The organism is Pseudomonas sp. SK3(2021), assembly GCF_016772375.1.
Taxonomy (GTDB): Bacteria; Pseudomonadota; Gammaproteobacteria; order Pseudomonadales; family Pseudomonadaceae; genus Aquipseudomonas; species Aquipseudomonas chlororaphis_I.
Window position 1 is genome coordinate 6,421,045 of the sequence record NZ_CP061943.1, and the last position, 13,071, is coordinate 6,434,115.

At 62.9% G+C, this 13,071-nt stretch carries 10 protein-coding genes; 5 read left to right on the forward strand and 5 right to left on the reverse strand.

Annotation, left to right across the window (positions count from 1 at the left end; translation table 11 throughout):
- The first annotated feature begins 143 nt into the window (after positions 1-143).
- The 3 genes from IF690_RS28625 to IF690_RS28635 are packed head-to-tail and all read left to right on the forward strand — an operon-like array spanning position 144 to position 4,941.
- Positions 144-1,109, forward strand: coding sequence for an HlyD family secretion protein (locus IF690_RS28625; protein ID WP_202698324.1), 966 nt, complete (start codon positions 144-146; stop codon positions 1,107-1,109).
- Positions 1,106-3,826: a ribosome-associated ATPase/putative transporter RbbA gene (gene rbbA / locus IF690_RS28630; protein ID WP_202698325.1), complete on the forward strand. Its 2,721-nt coding sequence runs from the start codon at positions 1,106-1,108 to the stop codon at positions 3,824-3,826. Before IF690_RS28625 ends, rbbA begins: the two co-directional genes overlap by 4 nt.
- A complete protein-coding gene (locus IF690_RS28635; protein ID WP_202698326.1) occupies positions 3,826-4,941 on the forward strand; it encodes an ABC transporter permease in 1,116 nt (371 codons plus the stop codon). Before rbbA ends, IF690_RS28635 begins: the two co-directional genes overlap by 1 nt.
- Before the next feature lie 132 nt (positions 4,942-5,073).
- Here IF690_RS28635 and IF690_RS28640 read toward each other — a convergent pair whose 3' ends face one another.
- On the reverse strand, positions 5,074-5,481 hold the full coding sequence (locus IF690_RS28640; protein ID WP_009051412.1) for a flagellar basal body-associated protein FliL: 408 nt from the start codon (positions 5,479-5,481) through the stop codon (positions 5,074-5,076).
- Positions 5,482-5,639: 158 nt separating this feature from the next.
- Between IF690_RS28640 and IF690_RS28645 the strand changes: the two genes are divergently transcribed.
- Entirely contained in the window at positions 5,640-6,617 is a 978-nt protein-coding gene (locus tag IF690_RS28645) for an NADPH:quinone oxidoreductase family protein (RefSeq protein WP_202698327.1), read from the forward strand.
- Between the two features lie 244 nt (positions 6,618-6,861).
- Positions 6,862-8,211: a glycerol-3-phosphate transporter gene (glpT, locus tag IF690_RS28650; protein WP_202698328.1), complete on the forward strand. Its 1,350-nt coding sequence runs from the start codon at positions 6,862-6,864 to the stop codon at positions 8,209-8,211.
- On the opposite strand, the gene IF690_RS28655 is transcribed toward glpT, so the two are convergent.
- From IF690_RS28655 to rho, 4 genes are all read right to left on the reverse strand, one after another.
- Positions 8,208-8,855 (reverse strand): gamma-glutamylcyclotransferase, encoded by a 648-nt coding sequence (locus tag IF690_RS28655; RefSeq protein ID WP_023967891.1) that lies wholly within the window; start codon positions 8,853-8,855, stop codon positions 8,208-8,210. The two genes, glpT and IF690_RS28655, sit on opposite strands and share 4 nt — an antisense overlap.
- A gap of 221 nt (positions 8,856-9,076) precedes the next feature.
- Complete coding sequence (locus IF690_RS28660) at positions 9,077-10,045, reverse strand: CDP-6-deoxy-delta-3,4-glucoseen reductase (RefSeq protein WP_202698329.1); 969 nt, start codon at positions 10,043-10,045, stop codon at positions 9,077-9,079.
- A complete protein-coding gene (gene ubiD, locus IF690_RS28665; RefSeq protein WP_009046125.1) occupies positions 10,045-11,511 on the reverse strand; it encodes a 4-hydroxy-3-polyprenylbenzoate decarboxylase in 1,467 nt (488 codons plus the stop codon). Before ubiD ends, IF690_RS28660 begins: the two co-directional genes overlap by 1 nt.
- A 140-nt stretch (positions 11,512-11,651) precedes the next feature.
- Positions 11,652-12,911, reverse strand: coding sequence for a transcription termination factor Rho (rho, locus tag IF690_RS28670; protein WP_007926725.1), 1,260 nt, complete (start codon positions 12,909-12,911; stop codon positions 11,652-11,654).
- Positions 12,912-13,071: the final 160 nt, after the last annotated feature.

Sequence of the window (13,071 nt, forward strand, 5' to 3'; positions counted from 1 at the left end):
GGGTCGCGCTCGACTGTAGGGACCTACATGAGCATTCCGAGCCTGTTTTTAACGCAGCATGGCCTGCGTAGCGCCGAAGGCGCCCAGCGCGCAGCCACTTTTCGTACAGAGCCCAGGACGCTATAGCTGCAGGGATACCCCCAATGCCGACGAATCGCCGCTCCTCCCGCCTTTTTGCCTTCGCCTTGCTGGCATTGCTGCTGATCGCGGGCGGTTTTGGTTATTGGAAGTCCACCCTGGACCGTCTGCCCGAAGGCCTGAGCATGGGCAACGGCCGGCTTGAAGCCACCGAAGTACAGATCGCCAGCAAGACGCCCGGACGCCTGGCCGAAGTGCTCGTCGACGAAGGCGACAAAGTATTCAAGGACCAACTGCTGGCCCGCATGGACACCCGCACGCTGGAAGCCCAGCGCGCCCAGGCCGAGGCCGATGTGGTGCGCACCCGGGAAAACCTCGCGGCGGCCGAGGCCAATGTGCACCTGCGCCAGAGTGAACTGCTGCTGGCCACCCAGGAACTCAAGCGCTCCCGGGAACTGTTCAAGCGTGGTTTCGCCAGCCAGCAGATCATCGACCAACAGCAGGCGCGCCTGAACACCGGCAACGCCGCCGTCCAGGCGGCCCAGGCCCAGGTCGCCGCGGTGCGCGCCGCCATCGGCTCGGCCAACGCGCTGGTCGCCCAGCTGACCAGCGAGATCGATGACAGCAGTCTGCGCGCGCCCATCGACGGCATCATCCAGTTGCGCCTGGCCGAACCGGGCGAGGTGTTGGGCGCCGGCGGCCGGGTGTTGCTGCTGATCGACCCGAGCGATCAGTACATGAACCTCTACCTGTCCGCCTCGGTGACCGGCCGCCTGGCCGTCGGCAGCGAAGCGCGGATCCTGCTCGACGCCCTGCCCGATCAGCCGCTGCCGGCGAAAATCAGCTTTGTCGCGGCCAAGTCCCAGTTCACCCCCAAGGAAGTGGAAACCCGCGATGAGCGCCAAAAACTGGTGTTCCGCGTCAAGCTGCGGCTGACCCAACCCAGCGCCGTACCGCAGGCCAAGCCGGGCATGCCCGGCGCCGGCTACGTGCGCACCGCGACCGTGGACTGGCCGGCCAACCTGCAATGAACGAGCTGGCGCTGCAGGCCACGGGCATCAATCACCGTTATGGTTCGCAACAAGCGCTGGTCGATCTCGCCTTCAGCCTGCCCGGAGGCACCCGCTGCGGACTGATCGGCCCGGATGGCGCCGGCAAGTCGAGCCTGCTGGGCTTGATCGCCGGAGTGAAGAAGCTGCAGCAGGGCCAACTGCAGGTGCTCGGCGGCTCCATCGAGCAACGCCACCATCGCAACAGCCTGTACGCGCGGATCGCCTTCATGCCCCAGGGCCTGGGCGGTAACCTGTATCCCGAGCTGTCGATCCAGGAAAACATCCGCTTCTTCGCCACCCTGTTCGGCCTGTCGAAAGCCGAATGCGAACAGCGCATGCACAACTTGTTGCTGGCCACCGACCTGCTGCGCTTCGCCGAAAGGCCCGCGGGCAAGCTGTCCGGTGGGATGAAGCAGAAGCTCGGGCTGTGCTGCGCGCTGATCCATGAGCCGGACCTGCTGATCCTCGACGAGCCCACCACCGGCGTCGACCCGCTGTCCCGCCGGCGCTTCTGGGAACTGGTGGACGAGGTTCGCCGCCAGCGCCCGCAACTGACGCTGCTGGTGGCCACCGCCTATATGGAGGAAGCCGAGCAGTTCGAACACTGCCTGATGCTCGACCGCGGCCGGCTGATTGCCCAGGGCTTGAGCCGGGAACTGGCCATCGTCACGCCCAGCGGCAAGCTCGACGATGCCTTCACCCACTTCCAGGGCGACAGCGGACACGACAACCAGCCACTGGTGATCCCGCCCAGAACCACAGACGACCAGCAAGTCGCCATCGAGGCCCATGAGCTGACCCTGCGTTTCGGCGACTTCACCGCCGTGAACAAGGTCAGCTTCGCCATTGGCCGGGGCGAGATTTTCGGCTTCCTCGGCTCCAACGGCTGCGGCAAGACCACCACCATGAAGGTCCTGACCGGACTGATACCCGCCACCGAGGGCAGCGCCAGGCTGCTGGGCAACCCGGTGGACGCCAAGGACCTGGCCACCCGCAAGCGCGTGGGCTTCATGTCCCAGAGTTTTTCGCTGTACGGCGAACTCAGCGTGCGCCAGAACCTGGTACTGCACGCTCGGCTGTTCGACCTGCCCAAGGCCGAGAGCGGCCCGCGGATCGAAGAACTGATCCGCCACTTCGCCCTCCGGGAGATTGCCGAACAACCCTCCGGTGCCCTGCCCCTGGGCTTGCGCCAGCGCCTGTCCCTGGCGGTGGCGGTGCTGCACCGTCCGGAAGTGCTGATTCTCGACGAGCCGACCTCGGGCGTGGACCCGGCGGCCCGCGACGACTTCTGGCGCCTGTTGATCGAGCTGTCGCGGGAACAGGGGGTGACGATCTTTCTGTCCACCCACTTCATGAACGAAGCCCAGCGTTGCGACCGCATCTCGCTGATGCACGCCGGCCAGGTGCTGGCCTGCGATACGCCGGCCGCCCTGCAGCAACAGTTCGCCGGCGAAACCCTGGAAGCCGCCTTTGTCCGCTGCCTGGAAGAGGCCCAGGGCGCGCCGGAACCTGCTCCCCCGGCGACCGCCCAGCCCGAGGTCGCCAGCGCCATTCACGGTGACGGTCGGCGCTTCAGCCTGTCGCGCCTGATCGCCGTGGCCACCCGCGAAGGCAAGGAACTGCTGCGCGACCGGGTGCGCCTGGGCTTCGCCCTGCTCGGGGCGCTGTTCATGATGGTGATCTTTGGCTACGGCATTTCCCTGGACGTGGAAAACCTCGCCTTCGCCGTCTACGACCAGGACCAGACGCCGCAAAGCCGCGCCTACCTGGAAGCCTTCCGCAGCTCCCGTTACTTCAAGGAACAGGAGCCGATCCGTGACGCCGCCGAACTGCACCGGCGCCTGCAACGCTCGGAGATCAAGCTGGCCCTGGAGATTCCCCCCGGCTTCGGCCGCGACCTGTACGCCGGGCGCCAGCCCGCGGTGGCCGCCTGGCTCGACGGCGGCATGCCGTTTCGCGCCGAGACCAGCCGCAACTATGTCGAGGCGGTGCATCAGGCCAATATCGAATTGCTGGCCGAACACAGCAGCCGGGCCTTGGGGAGCCCCCCCGCGGCCCGCCTGGAAACGCGCTTTCGCTACAACCAGGACGTGGTCAGTGTGAATGCCATCGGCCCCGGGGTGATGGCGCTGATCCTGGCGTTCATCCCGGCGATGCTCACGGCGCTGGGCATCGTGCGCGAGAAGGAACTGGGTTCGATCACCAACTTCTACGCCACGCCGCTCAAGCGCCTGGAGTTTCTCTTGGGCAAACAGGTGCCTTACCTGGGCCTGAGCCTGATCAACCTGGCGCTGCTGGTGGCCATGAACCGCTGGCTGTTCGGCGTGCCCTTCAAGGGCAGCGGCCTGACCCTGGCCTTCGGCGGCCTGCTGTACCTGCTGGCCACCACCAGCCTGGGCCTGTTGATTTCCGCCTTCACCCGCACCCAGATCGCGGCGATCCTCGGCACCATGATCATCACCAGCCTGCCGACCATCCAGTTCTCCGGGCTGATCGTGCCGCGCTCGTCGCTGGACGGCGCCGCGGCGCTGATGGGGCAGCTGTTCCCCGCCGGTCACTTCCTCGACATTGCCGTCGGCACCTTCACCAAGGCCCTGGACCTGCGCCAGTTGTGGCCACAGTGCCTGGCGCTGTTCGGCTTCTTCCTCGGGTTCACCGGGCTGAGCCTGGCGATGCTGAAAAAGCAGGAGGCCTGATGCACCGGTTCAACCACATCCTGCGCCTGGGCCTCAAGGAGCTCACCAGCCTGCGACACGACAGCGTGTTACTGCTGTTTCTGCTGTACGCCTTCACCGTGGCCATCTACATGCCCGCGGCCGGTTCGGTGATCGGTGTGCACAACGCCAGCGTCGCACTGGTGGACGAAGACCACAGCCAGCTTTCGCGCCTGCTGGCCGAGGCCCTGCAACCCCCGGAATTCCAGAGCCCGCTGCCATTGCCCTACGACCAGTTGGACCAGGTCATGGACAGCGGCCAGTTCACCTTCGTCATCAATGTGCCGGCCAACTTCCAGAACGACCTGCTGGCCGGGCGCCAACCCAGCGTGCAAGTAAATGTCGACGCCACCGCCATGAGCCAGGCCTTCATGGGCGCCGGTTATATCGGGCGGATTTTCCAGCGTGAACTGTTGAACTACAGCCAGGCCGACCCGGCGAGCCAGATGCCGGCCCAGCTGACCAGTCGCGCGCTGTTCAACACCAATCTGCAGGGTGGCTGGTTTCTGGCGGTGATCCAGATCGTCAACAACATCACCATCCTGGCCATCATCCTGACTGGCACGGCGCTGCTGCGCGAGCGCGAGCACGGCACCCTCGACCATCTGCTGGTGCTGCCGCTGACCGCCCTGGAAATCATGCTGGCGAAGATCTGGAGCAACATGCTGGTGGTGGTGCTCTGCACCTGGGTATCGCTGGAGGTGATCGTCAAAGGTGTGCTGGGCGTGCCCCTGGCCGGTTCGCTGGGGCTGTTCCTTGCGATGACCGCGCTTTACCTGTTCGCCAGCACCGCGCTGGGGATCTTTCTCGCCACGCTGGCACGCTCAACCCCGCAATTCGGCTTACTGGCGATTCCGGTGATCATCCCGATGTTGCTGCTGTCGGGCGGCAGCACCCCGCTGGACAGCATGCCCCAATGGCTGCAATGGGTGATGCAGGGCTCGCCGTCGACTCATTTCGTCAGCCTCAGCGCCGCGATCCTGTTCCGCGACGCCGGCATCGAGGTGGTCTGGCCGGACCTGCTGGCCCTGGCGGTGATCGGCCTGCTGTTCTTCGGTATCGCCTTGGCGAGGTTTCGCAGGAGCCTGGCGTCCTGAGGTTGCCTCAGGACGTGGAACACAACGGCGACCTGTAGGAGCGAGCTTGCTCGCGATCAGCCGTCAGGCTGAAATTCGGCGGGGCCCGCGATGGCGCTATCGCGAGCAAGCTCGCTCCTACAGGATCCAGCATTACTGGATGATCAGGTTGTTGAACAGCAGGTCTTCCACCACCGGCTTGCCGGTTTCGTCGTTCATCACCTGCTGTGTCTGCTTCAGGGCTTCCTGGCGCAGCTTTTCCTTGGCTTCGACGTTGTTCATGGTTTCCGTGGTCTGCTGGGCGAACAGCGCCACCAGTTGGTTGCGGATCAACGGCTCGTTGGCCCTCACCGCCTGGGCGGCGGCATCGCCGGTCACCCGCAGGGCGACGTCAGCCTTGTAGACCTTGAGCTTGGGACCGCCATCCAGTCCGTAGTTGCCGACGAACGGCGGATTCAGGCTGATGTAACTGACTTTCGGTGCTTCGCCCTCTTTGGCTTCCTCGGCCATGGCTGCCATGGGCAGAGACAGGGCCAGCATCAACATGATCCACGCTTTCACAATTCGCTCCTTATCCGGTAGGCGGTCTAGCATAAAGGCCCCTCTGCCTGAGCCCAAGCACAAAGCTTATGGCGGGTTATCAGGCCGGGGCATGCTCGTTGACCGTGTTATTCACCCTCCTACACTTATCGGCCATCACTCCCAAAGGAATAGCCCTGATGAAAGCCGTGCTGTGCAAAGCCTTCGGCCCCGCCGAAACGCTGGTGCTGGAAGACGTCGCGAGTCCTGTGCCGAAGAAGAACGAAATCCTGCTGCAGGTGCACGCAGCCGGGGTGAACTTCCCGGACACGCTGATCATCGAGGGTAAATACCAGTTCAAGCCGCCCTTCCCATTCTCGCCCGGTGGCGAGGCCGCGGGGGTGGTCGGCGCCGTCGGCGAGAAGGTCGGCCACCTCAAGGTCGGCGACCGGGTCATGGCGCTGACCGGCTGGGGCAGCTTTGCCGAGGAAGTGGCGGTGCCGGGCTACAACGTCCTGCCGATCCCAGCGTCGATGGACTTCAATACCGCTGCCGCCTTCAGCATGACCTACGGCACCTCGATGCACGCCCTCAAGCAGCGCGGCAACCTGCAGCCGGGTGAAACCCTGCTGGTGCTCGGTGCTTCCGGTGGCGTCGGTCTGGCGGCAGTGGAAATCGGCAAGGCCATGGGCGCCCGGGTCATCGCCGCCGCCAGCAGCGCCGAGAAACTCGCGGTGGCCAAGGCCGCCGGTGCCGATGAGTTGATCAACTACAGCGAAACCAGCCTGAAGGACGAGATCAAGCGCCTGACCGACGGCCAGGGCGCCGACGTGATCTACGACCCGGTCGGTGGCGATCTGTTCGACCAGGCTATCCGTTCCATCGCCTGGAACGGCCGGCTGCTGGTGGTAGGCTTTGCCAGCGGGCGCATTCCCGAACTGCCGGTCAACCTGGCGCTGCTCAAGGGCGCCGCGGTGGTCGGCGTGTTCTGGGGCTCGTTCGCCCAGCGCCAGCCCCAGGACAACGCGGCGAACTTCCAGCAACTGTTCGGCTGGTTCGCCGAAGGCAAGCTGAAGCCACTGGTCTCGCAGGTCTATCCGCTGAGCAACGCCGCCAGCGCCATCAACGATCTTGGCCAGCGCAAGGCGGTGGGCAAGGTGGTGGTCCGGGTTCGCTGACCTGTCTCTGTAGGCGCTTGCTCGCGCAACGGCGGATGGCCGCTGTGCGGATCGCGAGCAAGCTCGCCCCTACAAGGGCGTGAAATCTGTTTACGACCTTTGCTTATACCTGACCGACATGTTCGCAAAAGAACATGAGATTGCTCCTTTCTTCTATGCCTGTAGACAAGATGCAGTGCTATTTTCGGTAACGAAACTGTAACATTCGCATCCGCAGTCAAAACAAGAAATCTGGAGCTCTTGAATGTTTGCTTTCTTTCGACCTGCCGCACATCGGGCGCCTCTGCCTGCCGAAAAAATAGACAGCACCTACCGCCGCCTGCGTTGGCAGATCTTCGCCGGTATCTTCATCGGCTACGCCGGTTACTACCTGCTGCGCAAGAACTTCTCCCTGGCCATGCCGTACCTGATCGAAGAGGGTTACACCCGCGGCGAGCTGGGCCTGGCCATGTCGGCAATCGCCATCGCCTACGGCCTGTCCAAGTTCCTCATGGGCCTGGTATCCGACCGCTCCAACCCGCGCTACTTCCTGCCCTTCGGCCTGCTGGTATCGGCCGGGGTGATGTTCATTTTCGGTTTCGCACCCTGGGCCACGTCCAGCGTGACCATGATGTTCATCCTGCTGTTCATCAACGGCTGGGCCCAGGGCATGGGCTGGCCGCCAAGCGGACGGACCATGGTGCACTGGTGGTCGCAGAAGGAACGCGGCGGCGTGGTTTCGGTATGGAACGTTGCGCACAACGTCGGTGGCGGCCTGATCGGCCCACTGTTCCTGCTCGGCATGGGCTGGTTCAACGACTGGCACGCGGCGTTCTACGTCCCGGCCGCCGTGGCCTTGACGGTGGCGCTGTTCGCCTTCGTCACCATGCGCGACACCCCGCAATCGGTCGGCTTGCCGCCGATCGAGAAATACAAGAACGACTACCCGGAAGGCTACGACGCCAGCCACGAAGAAGAATTCAGCGCCAAGGAAATCTTCGTCAAATACGTGCTGCGCAACAAAATGCTCTGGTACATCGCCATGGCCAACGTCTTCGTCTACCTGCTGCGCTACGGGGTACTGGACTGGGCGCCGACCTACCTCAAGGAAGCCAAGCACTTCACCGTGGATAAAACCTCGTGGGCGTACTTCTTCTACGAGTGGGCGGGGATTCCGGGCACCCTGCTGTGCGGCTGGATGTCGGACAAGATCTTCCGTGGCAACCGTGGCCTGACCGGCATGGTGTTCATGGCACTGGTGACCGTGGCGACCTTGGTGTACTGGCTGAACCCGGCCGGCAACCCGACCATCGACATGATCGCGCTGTTCTCCATCGGCTTCCTGATCTATGGCCCGGTGATGCTGATCGGCCTGCAGGCCCTGGAACTGGCGCCGAAAAAAGCCGCCGGCACCGCCGCGGGCTTTACCGGCCTGTTCGGCTACCTGGGTGGCTCGGTCGCGGCCAGCGCGGCGATGGGCTACACCGTGGACCACTTTGGCTGGGACGGCGGTTTTGTCCTGCTGGTAGGCGCCTGCCTGCTGTCGATGGCCTTCCTGGCCCCGACCCTGTGGCACAAACAGGTCGCCAGCCAGAGCCGCGAAGCCATTGCCTAGTGGGTGGCTGACTTACAGCGCTTGAGCCGCGCCTCCAGATTACGGTCTGGCATGGCGTGGCTACGCAGGGCGTGCACGGTCTGCTCGACATAATCGCGAGTGGTGCCGTAGCGCCCGCAGGCGTTTTCAAATACCTGGCTCAGCACATGGTCCGGCAGGTTGCCGGCATAGCTGGGCAGGTGTCGCTCCAGAACGAACCCCAAGGCCTGAACCCGGCTACCGTCTTCGAGACGGCAGTTGAGCCAGTGTGGGCGATAGGACGGGTATGGCATCTCGCGCTGCCACAGCGCATACAGCGAGGTTTCCAGTTGTTCTTCCGGTAAGCGGTAGGCGAAGCCGCTGCAGGAACCGCCACGATCCAGGCCAAAGACCAGCCCCGGTTTCTCCGGCGTGCCACGGTGCTCATGGGACCACAGGTACAAACCGCGATGGTAGCCATGCACTCGCCCGCGCATGCGCTCGACCGCCGAACATTCAGGGCGCCAGATCAGCGAACCGTAGGCAAACAACCAGACCGGCCCACCCTTGTGGCGCGCCATGGTGGACTGCATCGAGCTGAGGAGTTGTTCGTGGGTAAGCTGCGGCCCCAGGTCGAGGCGCGGAGGGTAAGCCAGATTCAAAAAACTGGATTCAATGGCTGTCATGGCGAATAGCGTTCGGCTCCCCGCGTATAAAGAATTACTTAATAGAACGCACGGCTGTAACTCCAAGACACATATGCCTCAAGTGTTTCAAGGCAAGTTAAGTGCCATCGAAGAGTTTTAACTTTCAATAATGCGTGACATATAACCTACCGGCATTTATCCAATTAAATAAATACCGATGGGCTATATAGGAAGTTATAACGAGGGTCAGTCCCGAGAACTCAGGACCGCGGAGCGTAGGCAAATACATCGGCGCGCATCTGGTGCGCATCCATGCCCGCTTCGACCAGCGCGTCGAGGGTCGCGTAGATCATCGCTGGCGAGCCGCTGGCGTAGACATGCACCGCCGACAGGTCGGCAATGTCCTCGCTCACTGCCTCATGCAGCATGCCGCAGCGCCCTTCCCAGCCACAGAGGTCGCTGACCACCTTGTGCAGGAACAGGTTGGGCAGCTTCTTCCATTCGTCCCAGTGTTCGATCTGGTAGAAGTCGTCCGGCCGGCGCACCCCCCAGTACAGGTGCACCGGATATTTGAAGCCCTTGGCCCGGCAGTGCTCGATCAGGCTGTGCATCTGCGCCATGCCGGTACCGGCGGCGATCAGCACCAGCGGCCCATCCGGCAGCTCGGCCAGGTGGGTATCGCCAAACGGCAGCTCGACGCGCACGTTGCCATTGCGCCGCAACTGTTCGATCAGGTTTTGTGCACTATTTTCGCGCACCAGTACGTGCAGCTCCAGCTCGCGCCCGGCGTGCGGCGCCGAGGCCAGGGAGAAGGCCGATTTCTCGCCATTCTCCCGCTCGAGCATCAGGTACTGGCCAGCGTGATAACGCGGTGGCTTGCCGGCCGGCGCCCGCAGGCGGATCCGCCAGACATCGCCGCCGACTTCCAGACATTCGGTGACCTGACACGACAGACTGCGCACCGGCAGCTCTCCCAGCGCAAGGACGCCATCCCACAGCACGATGCAGTCTTCCAGCGGCTCTGCAATGCAAGTGTAGAACTCGCCGTGATCGCGCACATCGCCGGCCTGCAGGACCCTGCCCTCCACCAGCAAGGCACAGCACACATGACAGTTGCCATTGCGGCAGCTTTGCGGGCATTCATAGCCCAGGCGCCGCGCCGCATCGAGAATCCGCTCGCCGGGCAGCGTCTCAAGCACCGCTCCGGAGGGCTGCAAGGTTACACGCATCAATCTATTCCTAACTGATTCCAGATGGCATCGATCCGGCGGGTCACCGCCTCATCCTTGACGATCACCCGGCCCCATTCGCGGGTGGTTTCACCGGGCCATTTATGCGTGGCATCGAGCCCCATCTTCGAACCCAGGCCAGAGACCGGCGAGGCGAAGTCGAGGTAGTCGATCGGCGTGTTATCGATCATCACCGTGTCGCGCTTGGGGTCCATGCGCGTGGTGATGGCCCAGATCACGTCGTTCCAGTCGCGCGCGTTGATATCGTCGTCAGTGACGATAACGAACTTGGTGTACATGAACTGTCGCAAAAACGACCAGACACCGAGCATTACCCGCTTGGCGTGGCCGGGGTACTGCTTCTTCATGGTCACCACCGCCATGCGGTACGAGCAGCCTTCGGGCGGCAGGTAGAAGTCGGTGATTTCCGGGAACTGCTTCTGCAGGATAGGCACGAATACTTCGTTCAGCGCCACGCCGAGAATCGCCGGCTCATCCGGCGGACGGCCGGTGTAGGTGCTGTGGTAGATCGGCTTGATCCGGTGGGTGATGCGCTCGACGGTAAACACCGGGAAGCTGTCGACTTCGTTGTAGTAGCCGGTATGGTCGCCATACGGGCCTTCGTCGGCCATCTCGCCCGGATGGATCACCCCTTCCAGGATGATTTCCGCGGTGGCCGGCACTTGCAGGTCGTTGCCGCGGCATTTCACCAGTTCGGTGCGGTTACCCCGCAACAGGCCGGCGAAGGCGTATTCGGAGAGGCTGTCCGGCACCGGCGTCACGGCGCCGAGGATGGTCGCCGGGTCGGCCCCCAGAGCCACGGATACCGGGAACGGCTGGCCCGGGTGCTTCTCGCACCACTCGCGGTAATCCAGCGCGCCGCCACGGTGGCTCAACCAGCGCATGATCACCTTGTTACGGCCAATCACCTGCTGGCGATAGATCCCGAGGTTCTGCCGGTCCTTGTTCGGGCCCTTGGTGACGGTCAGGCCCCAGGTGATCAGTGGACCGACATCGCCCGGCCAGCAGGTCTGCACCGGCAGCATCGCCAGGTCGACGTCATCGCCTTCGATGACCACTTCCTGGCAGATCGCGTCCTTGACGACTTTTGGCGCCATGGAAATGATCTTGCGAAAGATCGGCAGCTTGGACCAGGCATCCTTCAGCCCCTTGGGCGGCTCGGGCTCCTTGAGGAAAGCCAGCAACTTGCCGATTTCCCGCAGTTCGCTGACCGCTTCGGCGCCCATGCCCAGCGCCACGCGCTCCGGAGTGCCGAACAGGTTGCCCAACACCGGAATATCGTAGCCGGTGGGCTTTTCAAACAGCAGGGCCGGACCTTTGGCACGCAAGGTGCGATCGCAGACCTCGGTCATTTCCAGCACTGGGGACACCGGAACCTGGATGCGCTTGAGTTCGCCGCGCTGTTCCAGACCGCTGATAAAGTCGCGCAAGTCGCGATACTGCATGCGTGAGCCTCGTTTTGGCCGTGGCGTTCGGGGCTGGCAGTTTAGCGCCGAACCCGACTGTTCAGAACAGTGAACTGCCGTTCATCAATAATCAGATAGCAAAAAGCCGGGTTTCCCCGGCTTTTGCGGTCCCGCTCGACTTACTTGCGCTTCATCGACAGGAAGAACTCATCGTTGGTCTTGGTCTGTTTCAGCTTGTCGACCAGGAACTCGATGGCGGCGACTTCATCCATCGGATGCAGCAGCTTGCGCAGGATCCACATGCGCTGCAGCTCGTCGTCGGCGGTCAGCAACTCTTCGCGGCGGGTGCCGGAACGGTTGATGTTGATGGCCGGGAAGACCCGCTTCTCGGCGATCTTGCGGTCCAGAGGCAGTTCCATGTTGCCGGTGCCCTTGAACTCTTCGTAGATCACTTCGTCCATCTTCGAGCCGGTTTCAACCAGCGCGGTGGCGATGATGGTCAGCGAACCGCCTTCTTCGATGTTCCGCGCGGCGCCGAAGAAACGCTTCGGTTTTTCCAGCGCGTGGGCATCGACACCACCGGTCAGCACCTTGCCGGAGCTCGGGATCACGGTGTTGTAGGCGCGGGCCAGGCGGGTGATGGAGTCGAGCAGGATCACCACGTCCTTCTTGTGCTCGACCAGGCGCTTGGCCTTCTCGATCACCATTTCGGCAACCTGCACGTGGCGGGTCGGCGGTTCGTCGAAGGTGGAGGCGACCACTTCGCCGCGCACGGTGCGCTGCATCTCGGTCACTTCTTCCGGACGCTCGTCGATCAGCAGCACGATCAGATGAACTTCAGGGTTGTTACGGGTGATGTTCGACGCGATGTTCTGCAGCATGATGGTCTTGCCCGCTTTCGGCGGAGCAACGATCAGACCGCGCTGGCCTTTACCGATCGGGGCGCACAGGTCGATGACACGACCGGTCAGGTCTTCGGTGGAACCGTTGCCGGCTTCCATCTTCATGCGCACGGTCGGGAACAGCGGCGTCAGGTTTTCGAACAGGATCTTGTTCTTCGCGTTCTCGGGACGATCGTAGTTGATCGTGTCGACCTTCAGCAGTGCGAAGTAACGCTCGCCTTCCTTTGGAGGGCGGATCTTGCCAACGATGGTGTCACCGGTGCGCAAGTTGAAACGACGGATCTGGCTCGGGGAGACGTAGATATCGTCTGGGCCGGCCAGATAGGAGGCGTCGGAGGAGCGAAGAAAGCCGAAGCCGTCCTGGAGGATCTCCAGCACGCCATCACCGGAGATTTCCTCGCCGCTTTTAGCGTGCTTTTTCAGCAGGGAGAAAATCACGTCCTGCTTGCGCGAACGGGCCATATTTTCTATGCCCATCTGTTCGGCCAATTCGAGCAGTTCGGTAATCGGCTTTTGCTTGAGTTCAGTCAGATTCATATAGGAATGACGTAATCATTTATGGAGGGGGGAAATTAAGCTTTTGGCTTAATGATGCCGCGCCGCGGAGAAGGCGACAGGATCGCGTACTTATTCGAAAAGGAGAGCGTCGGCGACGGCTTGCAGGGGGCAGAGGAGAAACCAGTGCGGGGCCGAATGT